The 16,647-nt window shown below is 55.4% G+C and carries 14 protein-coding genes; 6 read left to right on the top strand and 8 right to left on the bottom strand.

Going from position 1 to position 16,647, the window contains the following annotated elements; translation table 11 throughout:
- The first annotated feature begins 44 nt into the window (after positions 1–44).
- Positions 45–971: a LysR family transcriptional regulator gene (locus MWH02_RS01560; RefSeq protein ID WP_137385838.1), complete on the top strand. Its 927-nt coding sequence runs from the start codon at positions 45–47 to the stop codon at positions 969–971.
- A 1-nt stretch (position 972) separates the two neighbouring features.
- On the opposite strand, the gene MWH02_RS01555 is transcribed toward MWH02_RS01560, so the two are convergent.
- Positions 973–2,568, bottom strand: coding sequence for an ABC transporter substrate-binding protein (locus MWH02_RS01555; protein ID WP_271460166.1), 1,596 nt, complete (start codon positions 2,566–2,568; stop codon positions 973–975).
- A gap of 126 nt (positions 2,569–2,694) precedes the next feature.
- On the opposite strand from MWH02_RS01555, the gene pepT reads away from it, so the two are divergent.
- Entirely contained in the window at positions 2,695–3,921 is a 1,227-nt protein-coding gene (pepT, locus tag MWH02_RS01550; RefSeq protein ID WP_137385839.1) for a peptidase T, read from the top strand.
- Positions 3,922–3,955: 34 nt separating this feature from the next.
- On the opposite strand, the gene MWH02_RS01545 is transcribed toward pepT, so the two are convergent.
- The gene (locus MWH02_RS01545) at positions 3,956–4,735 is read right to left on the bottom strand and encodes a transporter substrate-binding domain-containing protein (protein ID WP_110866208.1); all 780 of its coding nucleotides are present in this window, start codon (positions 4,733–4,735) and stop codon (positions 3,956–3,958) included.
- A gap of 16 nt (positions 4,736–4,751) precedes the next feature.
- Positions 4,752–5,918 (bottom strand): methionine aminotransferase, encoded by a 1,167-nt coding sequence (locus tag MWH02_RS01540; protein ID WP_271459740.1) that lies wholly within the window; start codon positions 5,916–5,918, stop codon positions 4,752–4,754.
- 126 nt (positions 5,919–6,044) lie between these two features.
- On the opposite strand from MWH02_RS01540, the gene MWH02_RS01535 reads away from it, so the two are divergent.
- Positions 6,045–6,887, top strand: a complete 843-nt coding sequence (locus MWH02_RS01535; protein WP_192233938.1) for a LysR substrate-binding domain-containing protein — start codon at positions 6,045–6,047, stop codon at positions 6,885–6,887.
- Here MWH02_RS01535 and MWH02_RS01530 read toward each other — a convergent pair.
- Both MWH02_RS01530 and MWH02_RS01525 read right to left on the bottom strand, forming a co-directional pair.
- Complete coding sequence (locus tag MWH02_RS01530; protein WP_137385842.1) at positions 6,884–8,551, bottom strand: methyl-accepting chemotaxis protein; 1,668 nt, start codon at positions 8,549–8,551, stop codon at positions 6,884–6,886. The two genes, MWH02_RS01535 and MWH02_RS01530, sit on opposite strands and share 4 nt — an antisense overlap.
- A gap of 213 nt (positions 8,552–8,764) precedes the next feature.
- Positions 8,765–10,282, bottom strand: coding sequence for a carboxylesterase/lipase family protein (locus tag MWH02_RS01525; protein WP_271459739.1), 1,518 nt, complete (start codon positions 10,280–10,282; stop codon positions 8,765–8,767).
- A gap of 192 nt (positions 10,283–10,474) precedes the next feature.
- Between MWH02_RS01525 and MWH02_RS01520 the strand changes: the two genes are divergently transcribed.
- Positions 10,475–10,909 (top strand): DoxX family protein, encoded by a 435-nt coding sequence (locus MWH02_RS01520; protein WP_271459738.1) that lies wholly within the window; start codon positions 10,475–10,477, stop codon positions 10,907–10,909.
- 54 nt (positions 10,910–10,963) lie between these two features.
- Here the strand turns inward: MWH02_RS01520 and hglS are convergent, their stop codons facing one another.
- Positions 10,964–12,301, bottom strand: a complete 1,338-nt coding sequence (gene hglS / locus MWH02_RS01515; protein ID WP_271459737.1) for a 2-oxoadipate dioxygenase/decarboxylase HglS — start codon at positions 12,299–12,301, stop codon at positions 10,964–10,966.
- An 88-nt stretch (positions 12,302–12,389) separates the two neighbouring features.
- The gene (locus MWH02_RS01510) at positions 12,390–13,724 is read right to left on the bottom strand and encodes an MFS transporter (protein WP_271459736.1); all 1,335 of its coding nucleotides are present in this window, start codon (positions 13,722–13,724) and stop codon (positions 12,390–12,392) included.
- Between the two features lie 322 nt (positions 13,725–14,046).
- Here MWH02_RS01510 and MWH02_RS01505 point away from each other — a divergent pair, with 322 nt between their 5' ends.
- Positions 14,047–14,967 carry a LysR substrate-binding domain-containing protein gene (locus MWH02_RS01505; protein ID WP_271459735.1) on the top strand — a complete coding sequence of 307 codons (921 nt, stop codon included), beginning with the start codon at positions 14,047–14,049 and terminating at the stop codon, positions 14,965–14,967.
- On the opposite strand, the gene smrA is transcribed toward MWH02_RS01505, so the two are convergent.
- On the bottom strand, positions 14,964–15,530 hold the full coding sequence (gene smrA / locus MWH02_RS01500; RefSeq protein WP_110866213.1) for a DNA endonuclease SmrA: 567 nt from the start codon (positions 15,528–15,530) through the stop codon (positions 14,964–14,966). The two genes, MWH02_RS01505 and smrA, sit on opposite strands and share 4 nt — an antisense overlap.
- Positions 15,531–15,826: 296 nt before the next feature.
- Here smrA and fnr point away from each other — a divergent pair, with 296 nt between their 5' ends.
- On the top strand, positions 15,827–16,579 hold the full coding sequence (gene fnr, locus MWH02_RS01495) for a fumarate/nitrate reduction transcriptional regulator Fnr (RefSeq protein WP_271459734.1): 753 nt from the start codon (positions 15,827–15,829) through the stop codon (positions 16,577–16,579).
- Positions 16,580–16,647 lie beyond the last annotated feature (68 nt).

Genomic DNA, 16,647 nt, shown 5'->3' with positions numbered 1-16,647 from the left:
TAGCCTGCCCGATTTCGAGGCATGCACCACCATGAGGCATCCGCATGTTAAGCAGTGAAATCCGCTATTTTCTCGCCGTCGCTAATACTGGCTCGCTCAGCGCCGCCAGCGAACAGCTGTTTGTGGCGGTGTCGGCGATCAGCAGGCAAATTCAGCGGCTGGAAAATCAGGTTGGCGTGCCGCTGTTTGCGCGTCACGCGCGCGGCATGGTGTTGAACGAAGCGGGCGAAATTTTTGCACATCACGTACGAAAGAACCTGCTGGATATGGAGTATGCGCTGGCGGAAATTAAGGGACTGAAAGCGGTGCGCCGCACGTTGATTCGCGTGGCCTGCACCGATGGGCTGGCATTTACGCTGCTACCGCGTTTGATCGCAGATTTTCGCAATGATAATCCGGGCGTGCTGTTTGATGTGAAAGTCGCCAGCACGCAAGGCGTGGCGGAAGCGCTGCGCAACGGCGAGTGTGACGTGGCGCTGCAATTTAGTCTTCACGCTGAGCGCGGTGTGGAAGTGATGGGTTCGTGGCCGGCACCGGTATTAATCGTGATGCATCAAACGCATCCGCTGGCCAACGCGCCGCAGGTCACGCTCGCCGATCTCAGTCACTATCCGCTGGCCTTGCCGCAGCAAAACACCACCGTGCGGCAACTGTTTGAGCTCGCCAGCCATATGAACGGCAGCCTGGTTGAGCCGGTGATGACCTGCGATACCTTTTCGATGCTGTTTCAATTCCTGCTGCGTACGCCGCAGGCGGTGACAATTTGCAGCGCCTTTACCGTGCTGCAGGAAGCGGAAACGCACGGTTTGATTTTGCGCTCGGTAGGCATCGATCAGCTGAGCCAGCGCACCTTGCAGCTGCAGACGCAATCAGGGCGACCTCGCAGTGCCGCCCTGAATGTGTTTCTCACCTTTATGCTGCAACAGCTGGATGCGTTAGAGGAACCGCTGCGCCAGCGCTGGAAGCCGTGACTCAGTTCTTGATATCCACCGGGTAGAAGATGTGTTTACCGAACGGATCGACCTGATAACCACTCACCGATTTGCGCACCGGCTCGAAGATGGTTGAGTGAGCAATCATCACCGCTGGCATTTGATCATGCATAATCTGCTGCGCTTGCTGATACAGCGCCACGCGTTTGTCGTGATTTTGCTCGGCGCGCGCTTCGGTAATGATCTTCTCAAACGGCTGATAACACCATTTCGACGAGTTGGAGCCGCCATTTGCCGAGGTGCAGCTGTAAAGCGGACCGAAGAAGTTATCCGGATCGCCGGTCGCCGTGGTCCAGCCCATCAGCGCCGCCTGATGCTCACCGCCTTTCACGCGCTTGAGGTATTCGCCCCACTCATAACTGACGATATTGGCTTTGATACCCACTTTGGCCCAGTCCGCCTGAATCATCTCCGCCATTCGTCGCGCATTCGGGTTATACGGTCGCTGTACCGGCATTGCCCACAGGGCGATTTCGGTGCCCGGCTTAATCCCCGCTTCCTGCAGCAGCGCTTTGGCTTTCTGCGGATCGTAGTCGTAATCCTTAAGATCTTTATCTGCACTCCACACGTCCGGCGGCAGGATGTTTTTCGCTACCGTGCCAGTACCTTTGAAGATGGCATCAATGATCGCCTGCTTATTGATCGCCATCGCCAGCGCCTGACGCACCTTGACGTTATCCAGCGGTGCTTTGGTGGTGTTGAACGACAGGAAACCGGTATTCAGGCCTGATTTCTGTTCCAGCGTTAAATCGGGATTGGTGCGCATCTTCTCCAGATCGGCCGGATTGGGGAACGGCATAATCTGGCATTCATTTTTCTCCAGCTTGGCATAACGCACCGAGGCGTCCGGCGTGATCGAGAAGACAATACGATCGAGCTTCGCCTTGCCCTGCCAGTATTCCGGGAAGGCTTTATAGAGAATGCGCGAATCTTTTTGATACTGCACCAGCTCAAACGGCCCGGTGCCAATCGGCTCCATATCGACCTTCTCCGGCGTGCCGGCTTTCAACATCTGGTCGGCGTATTCAGCCGAATGGATCGAGGCAAAATACCAGGCTAAGTCGGCGAGGAATGGCGCTTCAGCGTGAGCTAAGGTGATGCGCACGGTATTTTCATCGACCTTCTCAATGCTGGTGATCAGCCTCGCCAGCTCGAGGCTTTCGAAGTTGGCATAGTTACCGCCGGAGACATTGTGGTAGGGGTTTTTGGCATCCATCTGGCGCATAAACGAGAAGATTACGTCGTCGGCGTTAAAATCGCGCGACGGCTTAAACAGCTTGTTGCTCTGGAATTTAACCCCTTTGCGCAGATGAAAGGTGTAGACCTTGCCATCCGGGCTGATATCCCAGCTCTCGGCGAGGCTCGGCACCAGTTCGGTGGTGCCGGGCGTGAAGTCCACCAGGCGGTTGAAAATCGGTACCGCGCTGGCATCGACGCTGGTTCCCGACGTGTACAACTGCGGGTTAAAGTTCTCTGGCGATCCTTCTGAACAGTACACCAGCGTTTTTGCCGAAACCCCGCCCGCGACCGCCAAGCCGATTGCAGTGAGAGTGAGATTTGCCATCATTTTTTTCATCATGATCCTCGCTTTTTATTGACTTCCATGAGTCTGCTTCGTTATGTAATGTTCATCTGATTAATAAATAACATGATTTAACCAGCACGCGTACTACAGACGCCGCAATGCTAATAAGGAATTGTGATGACAGACCAACTTGCCAGCCAATTGACCCAGCGTTTCTACCGTTATCTGGCGGTTTCCAGCCAGAGCGATGCCAAATCAACCACGCTGCCGAGTACGCCGTCCCAACATGCGATGGCGGAGTTACTGGCAAAGGAGCTGGGCGAACTGGGTTTGCAGGATATCGTGATTGACCAGCACGCCACGGTCACTGCGGTGAAACCCGGTAATCGCCCTGATGCGCCGCGTATCGGTTTTATCACCCATATTGATACCGTGGATGTTGGCCTGTCGCCGGATATCCACCCGCAAACCCTCCGGTTCACCGGGGAAGATCTGTGCCTTAACAGCACGCAGGACATCTGGCTGCGCGTGGCGGAACATCCGGAGATCAAACCTTATCTCGGGCAGGAGATTATCTTCAGCGACGGCACCAGCGTGCTGGGCGCCGATAACAAAGCAGCGGTGACGGTGGTGATGACGTTGCTGGAGAACCTGCGCGGCGATCACGGTGATATCGTGGTGGCGTTTGTGCCCGATGAAGAGATTGGCCTGCGCGGCGCTAAAGCGCTGGATCTGGAGCAGCGCTTTAACGTCGATTTCGCCTGGACTATCGACTGCTGCGAGCTGGGTGAAGTGGTGTATGAAAACTTCAATGCCGCCGCCGCTGAGCTGGTGTTTACCGGCGTGCCGGCGCATCCGATGTCGGGCAAAGGCGTATTGGTCAATCCGCTGCTGATGGCGCATGACTTCATCTCCCGCTTCGATCGCTTAAAAACCCCCGAACACACCGAAGGCCGCGAAGGCTATATCTGGTTCAACGATATGAATGCCAACGCCAGCCGCGCGGTGTTGAAAGCCTCAATTCGTGATTTCGATTTGCAGGGTTTTGATGCAAAGAAACAGCAACTGGTGGAAGTGGCCGATGAAATCGCCGCGCGTTATCCCACCGGCCATGTAGCGCTGACGATTAACGATACTTACAGCAATATCAGTAATGCAATTGGTGAAGACCGTCGTGCGATTGACCTGATTTTTGCCGCGTTAGAGCAAGTGGGCGTGGAACCGAAGGTGATCCCGATGCGCGGCGGCACCGACGGTGCAGCGCTGTCAGCGAAAGGGCTGCTGACGCCGAACTTCTTCACCGGCGCGCACAATTTCCATTCGCGCTTTGAGTTTTTGCCGGTTCCCTCGTTTGTGAAGTCGTATCAGGTGGCCGAAGCGTTGTGCTATTTAGCCGCGAAATAAAAAAAGGTCGCCATTCATGGCGACCTTTTTTAGGTTATTTGCTCGCTGAAACATCAATCCCAGGGAAGAATTTCGCCGCCAGCTTAGTGACGGTACCATCGGCTTGCACCTTAGTGATTGCCGCATCCAGCTCTTGTTTCAGTTTGTCATCGCCTTTACGCAGACCAAAACCGATACCGGTGCCGAGAATGGTATCATCTTCTACCGGCTTGCCGGCAAAGGCGAAACCTTTACCCTGCGGCTTTTCGAGGAAGCCCGATTGACCGGCAGCTGACATCACCAGCGTGCCGTCAAGACGACCGGCAACCATGTCGTTGTAAACCTGGTTCTGATCCTGATAAGAGGTCACTGTAACGCCCTGCGCTTCCCAGTGTTTCTTGGCATAGGTTTCCTGGATCGAACCCTGCAGCACCCCGATGTTTTTCCCTTTCAGTGATTCGGCGGTTGGCAGCAGCTTCTCGCCCTCTTTCACGATTAACATAGTCGGAATGCGGTAGATCGGCTTAGTGAAGTCAATGCTTTTCGCCCGCGCTTCGGTGATGTTCATCGCAGAGTTAATGGCATCAAATTTTTTCGCCTGCAGCGCCGGAATCAACGCATCAAAGCTGCTTTCCACCCACTTACAGTCGAAGTTGCCTACCTGACAAATCGCTTTACCCAGTTCGATATCGAAACCTTCCAGTTCGCCCTGCGCGTTGCGGCTCTCAAATGGCGGATACTGCGATTCAAGACCATAGCGTAAGGTTTCCTGCGCCAGCGCGTGCGCCGAAGTCAGCATGCCCAAAGCGACAAACAGTGCGTTCAATTTTTTCATTATATTTACCCCTAAGTTACCCTTTGACCTGGCAGAGCGCTTCTGCACCGGCCTGAAGTGTTGCGTCGTCTTTTGCGAATGACAGGCGAATTAATTTATTGTCAGTGCCGTCCATATAAAACGCCGACAACGGAATGGTGGCCACACCGTGATCGACGATGAGACGTTTTACCATTTCGCTATCACTTTCGTCACTGAAATGTCCGTAGCTGGCTAACATAAAGAACGAACCGGCGCTCGGCAGCAGTTTAAACGGCGAATCCTGCATCAAGGTCAGCAGGCGATCGCGCTTCTCCTGATAGAACGGCGACAGCTGCAGATAGTTCTTCGGATTTTGCAGATAGTGAGCAAAACCGACCTGCATCGGCGTATCGGCGGCATACATCATGAACTGATGGACTTTGACGATCTCTTCCATCAGCGCTGCCGGTGCCAGCGCATAACCCACGCGCCAGCCGGTGACATGGAAGGTTTTACCGAAGGAGGAAACCACCACGCTGCGCTGCGCCAGTTCCGGATGCGTTGCCATGCCGCAGTGCGTACGGCCATCAAACAGGATGTGTTCATAGACTTCGTCAGACAGCACCACAATATCGGTATTGCGCGTCAACGCGGCTAACTGATCCAGATCCGCAGCTGACAGCACCTGCGCGCTGGGGTTGTGCGGCGTATTGATGATGATCATGCGGGTGCGCGGCGTAATGGTGGCGCGCAGTTCGTCCCAATTGATGGCGAAATCCGGCACCTGCAACTTCAGGCCAATTGGCGTAGCGCCCTGCAGACGGACCACCGGCGCGTAGCTGTCAAACGCCGGCTCGAAGAAGATCACTTCATCGCCTGCGTGGACCAGCGCGGAAATCGCCATGTAAATGCCCTGGCTGGCGCTGCCGGTGATCAGCACTTCGCTGCCGGCATCATAGTGCTGGCCATACAGCGTGTGAACTTTCTCCGCCAGCGCTTCACGCAGCGACGGCAGGCCGGTCATTGAAGCGTATTGGTTATGACCGTCACGCATCGCCTGGCTGACCAGCTCAACCAGCTGTGGATCACACGGGAAGTTGGGTGCGCCTTGCGACAGGTTAATGGCTTTATGCTGCGCCGACAGCTGGCCAATGACGCTAAAAATCGTCGTGCCGACATCGGGCTGTTTGGAAGAGATGTTCACACTGCTGTTCAAGGTCATCGGTGCCTCGTAAGGTTGCATAACCACGTATCGAAAGTAGATTTCTATTCAACGGTGTGCGGCTTGAGTCGACAAGCGAATTGTTGTCATAATAGCCATGATTAAAAATCATAGCTTGAGGTTGTTATGTCCCGCTCTGCTCTGCCGCTCAATGCCATCCACGCGTTTCTGGTCACCGCGCGCCATCTCAATTTGACGCGTGCCGCCAGCGAGCTGTGCATCACCCAAGGCGCGGTGAGCCGTAAAATCGCCACGCTGGAGAGTTGGCTGGGCTTCGCGCTGTTTACCCGCCACGCACGAGGTCTACATCTCACCGAACAAGGTGCCGCGCTGCTGCCGGAATTGCAGCAAGGTTTCGCCATGCTGGTGAATGCCACAGAAAAAGCCAGCCGCAGCAACGCCTCGATTCGCCTGAAAGCGCCTACCTGCGCCATGCGCTGGCTGGTGCCGCGTCTGGTGGCGCTGGAACAGCAGCGGCCAGATATTCACGTAGCGTTGACCACCACACTCGATCATGGCTCGCAGCTCGATAATTTTGACGCGGCGATTGTGTTTGGCCCGTCGCCAGCCGGTTCGATTTGCCTGTTTGAGGAGCGTTTAACGCCGGTGATGGCCAGCAGCGTCACGCCGCCCACGCAGATTGGCGAACTGGCGAAGTTTACTTTTCTGCATCCCACGCCGGATTCACGCGACTGGCAGCTTTGGCTGGCCGGGCTGGATGCCGCGTTACCAATGGCGCGCAATCAGCATTTCGCCACCATGGATCTCGCGATCAGCGCTGCGATTCAGGGATTTGGCGTCACGGTGGCGGATGTCACCTTGGTGCAGAACGATGTGGTGAATGGGCGACTGATTGCGCCGTTTGCCACCAGTGTGGCGACCGGCGCAAGCTACAGCCTGTTACAGCGGGCGGAAAAAGATGCGCCACCGTTCCTGCCGGAACTGGTGGCGTGGTTATCTGAGGTTTAGAACGAGACCCATTCGTCAGAGGCTGATTTCGGCTGTGCGAGGCCTGCGCCGGTCAACACCGGCCGACGCAGCGCGGTTGGCGATACCACGGCCTTATTTACCGGCGCGCTGTCCGATAGACGGAATTTCGCCACCGAGGCCTGCAGCTCCTGCGTCTGGCGCTCCAGCGCGCTGGCAGCGGCAGAAACTTCCTCAACCAGCGAGGCGTTCTGCTGAGTGACGCTGTCCATCTCGGTGACGGCGGTACCGACCTGCGAAATCCCTTTGCTCTGCTCTTCTGACGCCGCAGCGATGTGCTTCATGATTTCATTTACATCCTGCACCGACTTAAGAATGTCGTGCATGGTGCTGCCCGCGCTGCTCACCAGCGCCGACCCTTTTTCCACGCGCTGCACGGAATCTTCGATCAATGTGGCGATCTCTTTCGCCGCACCGGCGCTGCGCTGTGCCAGATTGCGCACTTCACTGGCCACCACGGCAAAACCGCGGCCCTGTTCACCGGCGCGTGCGGCTTCTACCGCGGCGTTTAGCGCCAGGATGTTGGTCTGGAAAGCGATACTGTTAATCACGCTCGTGATCTCAGCGATCTTCTTCGAGCTGCCTGAGATGCCTTGCATGGTGGTAACCACTTCGCCTACCAACCGTCCGCCCTGCTGCGCGGTACCGGTAGCGGTTTCGGCCAGCGAACTGGCCTGTCGCGCGTTGTCGGCGTTGAACTTCACGGTAGCGGTTAACTGCTCCATGCTGGCCGCGGTTTGCTCCAGCGCGGCCGCCTGCTCTTCGGTGCGCGATGAGAGATCGTTGTTGCCAGAGGAGATCTCCGCTGCGCCGCGATAGATGTTTTCAGTGCCGCTGCGAATCGCGCTTACCGCTTCGCGCAGGCTGTCCTGCATGGCACGCAGCAGCGGCACCAGTTTGCCGACGCAGTTACGGCCAAAATCTTCCACCGGCTGGCTGAGGTCGCCCTGCGCAATAATCGTGAAATGGTTACGGATACGCTCCAGTGGTTTCACCAGCATCGCCACCAGATAGCGATCGGTAAACAGCAAGATAAACAAGCCAATCACCACCGCCACCAGAATAATGACTTTAGTGATGCTGGTGAGCTTATCGACGGTGACGCGCGTCTCATCCAGTTTGCTGCCTGCGGCTTTATTGAAAGCTTCCGCGCTGGCACCAAACGCACGACTAAGCGGCGGCGTGACGTTATTGGCTTGCGCACGATAGGCTTCAAGCGTGCCCTGCTGCGCCAGCGAAACCTGCGGTGCGATGCCTTCATCGAGCAGTTTTTGCCAGTTGGTGATGACGCTATTGGCGGTCTCCGCATCCATCGGACCTGGCGCCATGGTTTTAAACTGCGCCAGTAGCGTTTTCATATTGTCGAGCGCTTGTTGCACCGGGGTAAAAGCATCAGCACCGACTGCGCTGCCTGAGGCGCGGCCTTCCATCACGCGAGACAGACGCGTAACGACACGAAAATATTGATCATTTCCTTTGCTTAAAATGGTCATTTGATTGACCAGTTGGCGGTCAATCTCGTTGCCCTCGCCGAGGGCGTTCAGTGAGTGGACGCTAAACAGCCCAACGGCACACCACAGCAGGCAAAACAGCCCAAGAATGGTGAGCAATACGGCGCGGATGGTGAAATTTTTTAAGATACCCATACATAATCCCTTGGTGTGAAACGCGAAGGAGGCCCGATAAAATCGGGCATATTGCGTTTATCGGCATCGGATCGGGAAAATGTAACGGTTTTGTAAGCTAATTAATTGCTTACTGACGCGGGTGAGGAATATGCGCTTTTAAGATTTATCAGCAAGATAGGCGAAAATTTGCCTTATAAATTGATTTGCCAGATTACACCATTAGCACGCTCATTAAAGCTTAACGTGGCTGCGCATCATCAAACGGAACAAACGCAGCCGTCCACGCATAAAGCGCGCCTTCACCACCGCCTGGGCTTTGCCCTGATCGCCCAGCGCCAGCGTCAGATCGTCGCCCGGTCGCCAGGCTGGCCAATCTACTTCACCCGCTAAGTGCGAGCTGAACTCGCTGGCTTCACGCGCGAAGGTGACCCAATAAGCGCTGACTGTGGAGGCGAACGCTTTATCCTGCTCGCTGTAGCTGCGTTCCGCTGGCGGCGCTAGCGTATCCAGCGTGTTAAAGACATAGGGAATTTCGTTGCCGTGCCAGGTGCCGTGCGGGTAGAGATCGCGCGCGTTTTCGGAGACGTAATCGAACCAGTAACGCCATGCGGGCAGGCCGATATTGTGCTGCGCCTGCGCGATGATTAACGGTAACACCGTGAACGCCATATCGCGCGCCACCGCACGTCCCAGCAGCGCATCATCATGAATGTCGTACAGCCACTTCATCAGGCGATAACTGATGCGGTTTTTGCTGCGCATCTGTCGCAATACTGCCGTGGCATCCACGCCAAAATAGTCCAGTACGCTGGCTTCATCGCTGTTGCTGCCGATCATTAACGGAATGCGATGCTGCTTGCCGGAGATAAACGTGGTTAACATCGGTTTCGGCAGTACCGCATCGCCGCTGATGGGCACCGGGCCGAGCGCCAGCGGGCGTTCTAACGGCCAGAATTGTTCGGCCGGTAGCTCGCGCAGCTGCTCGGCGCTGGCATCTTCGGGTAACGCAAAATGCGCCGCGACCTGCAAACCGATTTGTTGTGCCTGCTTTTGCTGGATGTCGGGCAGGCTGTAGGCGCTTTGTACGATGCCTTTGTGAAACAGCGCCTCGGAGAGCGGCGAGCAGCACAGCGATAACACACTACGCGCACCGGAGGATTCACCAAACAGCGTCACGTTATGGCGATCGCCGCCAAAGGCAGGAATGTTGCGCTGAATCCACTGCAAAGCAGCAATTTGATCGAGTAAGGCAAAGTTGTTGATTACGCGCCCGTCGGGGTATTGCGCATCCAGCGCCGGATGAGAGAAAAAACCGAAGTGACCAAGGCGATAATTGAGCGTTACCACCACCACACCTTGCGCCGCCAGCGCTTTACCGCGATAAGGATCAAGATTACCGGCGCCGATGGAAAATCCCCCGCCATGCAACCAGACCATTACCGGCAACGGCCGCGAAGGCTCAACATCCGGCGTCCAGATATTCAGGTAAAGACAATCCTCACTAAAGCGACCGGGATCGCCACCGCCGGCGGCCACGCAATAGTCACGATTTTGCCAGCTTGCTGCGCCCCATTCGGTCGCATCACGCACCTCTTGCCACGGCTGGACCGGCTGCGGCGGTCGCCAGCGTAAAGCGCCAGTAGGTGCAGCTGCGTACGGTATTCCTTTAAAGACAAAAAGATCTTCGTCCATCAGGCCTCTGAGTTCCCCTTCTGCGGTCATGATCCTCAGACGTCGTTCATTTTTCATCTCGGGTTCCCTGATAATGCATCGTTCCATTATTTGCAGGCCTTGGACGAATGTCCATGTTCTGAAAGCATTTGCAGATTAAGCCGAAACGCGGCGCGATTCTTTGAACAACTCCATCAAATATTTTGGCTAACCCCATCGAGGCCATTTGTTTTAAGGTTGCAAGTTAACCTGGCGCGACGGAGAAACACCATGTTTGGTGGCATTAATCAAATGTTCAACCGGATGTGCGATCACCCGGACCTTGGCAAACTGCTTTTGCGCCTGACGTTTGGCGGATTGCTGCTGTTTCATGGGGCGTTCAAATTGGTGCATGGCGTGGGTTGGATTGCGCACATGCTCGCCGTCAAAGGAATGCCAGGTTTCATCGCTTACGGTGCTTACATCGGGGAAATAGCGGCACCTGTAATGGTGATCATCGGATTTTTGACGCGCCCTGCGGCGTTCATTATTGCGGTGAACATGATTGTTGCGACACTGCTGGTAAAAATGGGCGCTGTCTGGCATCGCACCGACGTCGGTGCGTGGGCGCTGGAGACAGAAGCGCTTTACCTGCTGGGTGCGCTCGCCATTATGTTTTTAGGTGCCGGGAAGTACACACTGGTGCGTGACGCGCGCTTGCAATAACCATAAGAAAAGCAGCCGGTCTGCTGAATTTCAGACCGGCTGGAACATTTCTCCTCAGGCTACGCCACAGCGTTCCAGACTGCGCTGCTGCATCTGCTGGTACAACGCCATTTCATCCTGCACCGCGCAACCTAACGCGCTTTCAAAATCCGCTCGGCTGGCATTCCCCGCGCTGCGTGTTTGCGCCACGTCGCCCAAATTCGACTGGAAAATCCCCGCGGCACTGACCGGCAGGAAATCTTCATAAACGATCGGTTCGGCGCTCAAACGCTCTTCAGCCAGCAACTGCGTCACGCTTTCGCCCGCGCGTGGCGGCAGATGCTCGCCTTTTTCGGTCAGGCGATAGCGGAACCACGCCAGCTGTCGCTCGCGCAAAGACTCTTCGTCGTCGGGGAAATCACTAAACACCGCGCTAAGATGTTGCTGGTGATGCTGGTTATCGCTGCCGGTACCGGCTTCGGCCAATAGACGATCGTAAAGTTCGCGTCCTTTCGGGGTGAGCGCCGCGCCGCGCTGTTCAATCTCACCAAAGCGCGCGGTGTGCGTGCCCGGCGTGCCATCGTTAAAGTGCACCGCTTCTTCCAGCGCTTTGAAGCTGGTCTGGCGCAGCAGAATCGGTACTTTACGCTGCGGCGGGCCTTCAATCAGTGTTTTGGGATCGATGCCGCGCGAAGGCATCAACGCTTGCACCCGATCAATATCCAGCGTGCGCGGCGTCAAATGGTTGATGTGACAACCACGGAAACACACCACATCGGCAATCAGACGATGCTGCTGGCTCAGTGCGCGATAAGTGGCGCTGTCTACGGTGGTGTGCGCATGCCAGCGGAAGGTTTCCAGCGCTTCCTGCACGAAAGTGGCGGCATCCGCGGCGTTCAAACCGCCCTGCTGATGATGCTTAGCGATCAACGCGCGGCAACCTGGCGTAAAGATATCGCGCGCGGCGAGAATTGCAGCGGCCTTCTCGCGCAGCGCCGCATCATCAATCAGTTCCAGACGCAGCAACGAAGTGAAAACGCGGAATGGATTATGGCGCAACGCGCGATCGCTGACCGGACGAAACGCCGTGGAGTGCACCGGCACACCGGCTTGCGACAGGTCGTAATACCCCACCGCTTCCATGCCCATCACGGCGAACATCTGGCGCAACGTGCTGAGTTCATCAGCCTTGCCGACGCGAATCGCACCGTGACGCTCGACGCTCAGGCGACTCAGTTCATCGGCGGCCGACAAGCGGTTTTTTAACTCGGGATTGGCTTCCAGCGTACGTTCATTAACAGCGGTGACCAACTGCGTCAGCGTGCCGTATTGCGGCACTTCCTGCTGATACAGGGTCGACATTGCCTGCGAGAACAGCGTGCGGATGGCATCGCTGCTGAGAAAGTTTGGCATCATCATCACCTTGGGCTAACGGGTTGTTGCTACTGTAGATCAACCCTTTAGCGGCGGGTAACAATTTCATGGAACTGTGATCGCCTTGTCACTCGGTGAGGTTTGACTGGTCACCAAAGCGACATTTCAGCACCAGCATGATGGTGGTTAACACGGCGGGAATCGCCAGCAGCAGGAAGATCTGACTGAACGTCCAGCCAAGCGTTAACAACTCGGCACCAACAAAGGCGCTAATGATGGCGCCGATGCGCCCTATGCCGTGCATCCAGCTGGAGCCGGTGGCACGCGCGTGAGTTGGGTAATAACTAGCGGAGAGCGCATTCATGCCGGTGTTGGCGCCGTTAAAACAGAAGCCGCTGCAGAAAGCGATGGCGCTCATTAAGCCGACCTGCGCGGGTGAAAAACCCAGCGCCACAATGGCAATGCCACCGCTGAAATAGATCACCGCCAGCGCCAGATTGGCGTTGATGCGGTCCATCAACCAACCCGCAAACAGCGAGCCAAGGGTTCCGCCGGCCTGATACATCGCCGTGACAATCGCCGCTTCCGTCACCGACATGCCGAGCGTGCTGATCAATGAAGGCATCCAGCTGCCAATCAGGTAAACGAGGAACAGCCCCATAAAGTAGCCGCCCCACAACATCAAACTGCCGAACAGATAGCGGCGCGACACCACGGTCGCCACCGAACCTTTTCGCGCGGTGGGCAGCTCAGTGCTTTGATAATGGCTATCCGGCTGCACGCTGCCGGGCAGCATACGTTCGAGGATGGCGTGAATATGTGCGGCAGGCGCGCGACGGCTAATCAGAAAACGTACCGATTCCGGTAAGCCGCGCACTAAAAAAGGCAGCACCAGCAGCGGCAGCACGCCGCCCATCAGCATAACGGAGTGCCAGTCATAGCGCGGCAGCAGCCACGAAGCGGCAAAGCCTCCCGTCGCGGCACCAAAGGTAAAGCCACAGAACACCACGGTAATAATAAATGAGCGGCGACGTTCGGGCGCGTATTCGGCCACCAGCGTGCCCACGTTGGGCATCGCGGCCCCAAGCCCTAAGCCGGTGAGAAAGCGGAACAGCATCATCTGTTCGATGTTTTGCGCCATCGCCGTGGCCAGCGTCCACAGACCGAAAAACAGCACGCTGATGAGGATCATCACGCGGCGACCATAGCGATCGGCCAGCGGTCCGGCGACCATCGCCCCTAATGCCAGTCCAATCAGCGCCGCGCTGATCACCATGCCGAGTTGATGATTCGTGACGCCCCAACTGGCTTTCAGCGTGGGCGCAATAAAGCCCATCAGCGCAATGTCCATGCCGTCCAGCGCCACTACCACGAAGCACAGCGCGATTAAGCGCTTCTGCCAGCTGCTAAGCGCACTCTTATTGATAAGCTGGCGAACGTCTACTGCTTCAACGCTGGTCACGTAACGACTCCTGCACTTTTAACCGTTTAGGGCATCAGTTTTAGTAAAAAAAACGGCGCTTATCATAGCTCATCGTTAACAATAACAGGCACTCTTTTTGGATGTAATTGAGAACTATTCAACTTTTTACGCTGTATGTTATTGATTTTAGAGCGCGCGAATATGCTGCAAAAAGTGTCTTTTTCAGCTTTACTCATAAATACATCAGGTTAGCGGCGAAGCTTGCATAGCGGTGTTTTTGTTAATATAAATTTGCAGGCAAGTTAACATAATTAACGTTTCCTTATTGCTGCTCCTCGGCATAACTCATTATGTTGGGCGTATGGACAAAAATATCCTTTTCAATCAGCGCATTCGCTTGCGTCATTTACATACCTTTGTGGCGGTGGCGCAGCAAGGCACGCTCGGTCGTGCCGCTGAAACGCTCAATCTGAGCCAGCCCGCTTTATCGAAAACACTGAATGAGCTGGAAGAGTTGGCGGGCGCGCGACTGTTTGAGCGCGGACGACTCGGCGCGCAGCTCACTACGCTGGGCGAACAGTTTCTGGTTCATGCGGTGAAAGTGCTGGATGCGCTTAATCATGCTGGTCAGAGCTTCAACGCGCCCCAGCCGGGCCGACCGGTGGTGATTCGGCTCGGCGCGCTGACGACTGCGGCGATGGGCATGCTGCCGCAAATTCTCGATCGCTTCCATGAACAGCAACCTAACACCACGGTGCAGGTTGCGACATTGCATAACAACGTGTTGTTGGCCGGTTTACGTGCCGGTGAGTTTGATGTCGGGATTGGTCGTATGGCGGACAGCGATATGATGGCCGGACTCACTTATGAATTGCTGTTTCTGGAATCACTCAAACTGGTGGTGCGCCCCGATCATCCGCTATTAAGCGAGAACGTTATGCTGTCGCGCGCGATGCAGTGGCCAGTAGTGATTTCGCCGGAAGGCACCGCACCGCGCCGTATCGCGCAGCATATGCTGAATGAGCAAGGTTGTACCTTGCCACCAAACTGCGTCGAAACCTCATCGACATCGCTGGCGCGGCAGTTGGCACTGCGTTACGACTATGTGTGGTTTGTGCCTTCTGGCGCCATCAAAGAAGACTTGAATCACGATGCGTTGTGCGCGCTACCGATTGCCTCGCCGGGGCCAGGCGAACCGGTGGGCATAATTACGCGCAGCGGCAGTCCATTAAGCCTGAGCGCCGAAGTGTTGATGGCGACCATCCGCAAATTCCACAGCTAGCGACTGTGTTTTGCATGACGCTCACGGTTCTCAAGGCGCGCCTGTTCGGTTTTTCGTAAACCGACATAGAGCGCGCCCGCCCCACCATCTTTCGGCTGCGCCGTACAAAACGTCTGCACTTCTGCAAACTCCGGCAACCATCGCGCCACATAGCTGCGCACGATATTGGCGTGCGACTCATCGTCACGCCCTTTGCCATGAATAATCAATAGATTGCGCAACCCATGTTTATTGGCCTGCTGCATAAAGCTGAACAGCGCCTGACGACAGGTTTCCACCGGCTGACGCAACAGATTAAGGCTGGCTTGAGGCGGATATTTGCCCAGTCGCAGCTTATCCAGCACGCCTTGCTGTACGCCTTCAACTTTAAATTCCAGCGGTGTTGTCAACGGAACGATGTCGAGATAGCCACGCGTGAGGAAATTTTCCTGCTCGTCACTTTCCTGCGGCGCACGCGGCGCTTTAGGCGAAGGTGCGCGTAGCCATTGGGTATTAGCGCAATTTTTTAATGGTGTCACATCACCCATGGCATCACGGAAAAGGTCTTCATCATCAAGGTTCATGGTGTTTCCTCTCGCCTGGTGTTTGCCTGCGCGTCCAATTCGACGCTAAAGCAAAAGAGTAGCAAAGGATTATGGGCAAAACATCTGTCACTTTTTGCGCTGTAATAAGCGCGCTTTAGCTGTAAACCTGGCAACAAAACGTTCCAGATCAATAAATACGCTTCAGTCAGACCAGCGCAAACCCCGTAATACCTGACATTTGTGGGGTTTTAAGGACATTTACTGCTCGGATGAGTTCCCTTCGCTTAGAAAAATGTTAAAATTGACCGCAGTCAATAATCATCGAGCGTAACTATATGATCCAGGAAAAACGCAGCATTCTACGTATTCAGTCTGGCGGTTGTGCCATCCATTGTCAGGATTGCAGTATCAGCCAATTGTGTATTCCCTTCACGCTGAACGAGCACGAACTGGATCAGCTGGATAACATCATTGAGCGTAAAAAGCCGATTCAAAAAGGCCAGACGCTGTTCAAAGCCGGTGATGAACTGAAATCTCTCTACGCTATCCGCTCCGGCACTATCAAAAGCTACACCATCACTGAACAAGGCGACGAGCAAATTACTGGCTTCCATCTGGCAGGCGATTTGGTGGGTTTTGACGCCATTGTTGGTGCCAAACATCCAAGCTTTGCGCAGGCGCTGGAAACCGCGATGGTGTGCGAAATCCCGTTTGAAACGCTTGACGACCTCTCCGGTAAAATGCCGGCGCTGCGTCAGCAAATGATGCGTTTGATGAGCGGTGAAATCAAAGGCGATCAGGATATGATTCTGCTGCTGTCGAAGAAAAATGCCGAAGAGCGTTTGGCGGCATTTGTCTGGAATCTGTCGCGTCGTTTCGGTCAGCGCGGCTTCTCACAGCGTGAATTCCGTTTGACCATGACGCGTGGCGACATTGGTAACTATCTGGGACTAACCGTAGAAACAATCAGCCGTCTGCTGGGTCGCTTCCAGAAAAGTGGCATGCTGGCCGTAAAAGGCAAATATATCACTATTGAGAACCACGCTCTGCTGGCAGAATTAGCTGGCCAGACCGAACAAGCCGCGTGATTCTGTGCCGGGTTAATAAAAGTTATTTTATTGATCCGGCAACAACTTTTCCGCTTCTGCCCTGTCCA

The organism is Pantoea leporis, from assembly GCF_028048155.1.
Classification (GTDB): Bacteria; Pseudomonadota; Gammaproteobacteria; order Enterobacterales; family Enterobacteriaceae; genus Pantoea; species Pantoea leporis.
Note: the sequence above shows the minus strand (reverse complement) of the source record. Positions and strands in the feature narration are given on the sequence as shown.

What these genes read in the sequence shown, in the direction of transcription:
- MWH02_RS01560 (WP_137385838.1), top strand. Translation starts at nt 45, where the DNA reads ATGTTAAGCAGTGAAATCCGCTATTTTCTCGCCGTCGCTAATACTGGC.
- MWH02_RS01555 (WP_271460166.1), bottom strand. Translation starts at nt 2,568, where the DNA reads ATGAAAAAAATGATGGCAAATCTCACTCTCACTGCAATCGGCTTGGCG.
- pepT (WP_137385839.1), top strand. Translation starts at nt 2,695, where the DNA reads ATGACAGACCAACTTGCCAGCCAATTGACCCAGCGTTTCTACCGTTAT.
- MWH02_RS01545 (WP_110866208.1), bottom strand. Translation starts at nt 4,735, where the DNA reads ATGAAAAAATTGAACGCACTGTTTGTCGCTTTGGGCATGCTGACTTCG.
- MWH02_RS01540 (WP_271459740.1), bottom strand. Translation starts at nt 5,918, where the DNA reads ATGACCTTGAACAGCAGTGTGAACATCTCTTCCAAACAGCCCGATGTC.
- MWH02_RS01535 (WP_192233938.1), top strand. Translation starts at nt 6,045, where the DNA reads ATGTCCCGCTCTGCTCTGCCGCTCAATGCCATCCACGCGTTTCTGGTC.
- MWH02_RS01530 (WP_137385842.1), bottom strand. Translation starts at nt 8,551, where the DNA reads ATGGGTATCTTAAAAAATTTCACCATCCGCGCCGTATTGCTCACCATT.
- MWH02_RS01525 (WP_271459739.1), bottom strand. Translation starts at nt 10,282, where the DNA reads ATGAAAAATGAACGACGTCTGAGGATCATGACCGCAGAAGGGGAACTC.
- MWH02_RS01520 (WP_271459738.1), top strand. Translation starts at nt 10,475, where the DNA reads ATGTTTGGTGGCATTAATCAAATGTTCAACCGGATGTGCGATCACCCG.
- hglS (WP_271459737.1), bottom strand. Translation starts at nt 12,301, where the DNA reads ATGCCAAACTTTCTCAGCAGCGATGCCATCCGCACGCTGTTCTCGCAG.
- MWH02_RS01505 (WP_271459735.1), top strand. Translation starts at nt 14,047, where the DNA reads ATGGACAAAAATATCCTTTTCAATCAGCGCATTCGCTTGCGTCATTTA.
- smrA (WP_110866213.1), bottom strand. Translation starts at nt 15,530, where the DNA reads ATGAACCTTGATGATGAAGACCTTTTCCGTGATGCCATGGGTGATGTG.
- fnr (WP_271459734.1), top strand. Translation starts at nt 15,827, where the DNA reads ATGATCCAGGAAAAACGCAGCATTCTACGTATTCAGTCTGGCGGTTGT.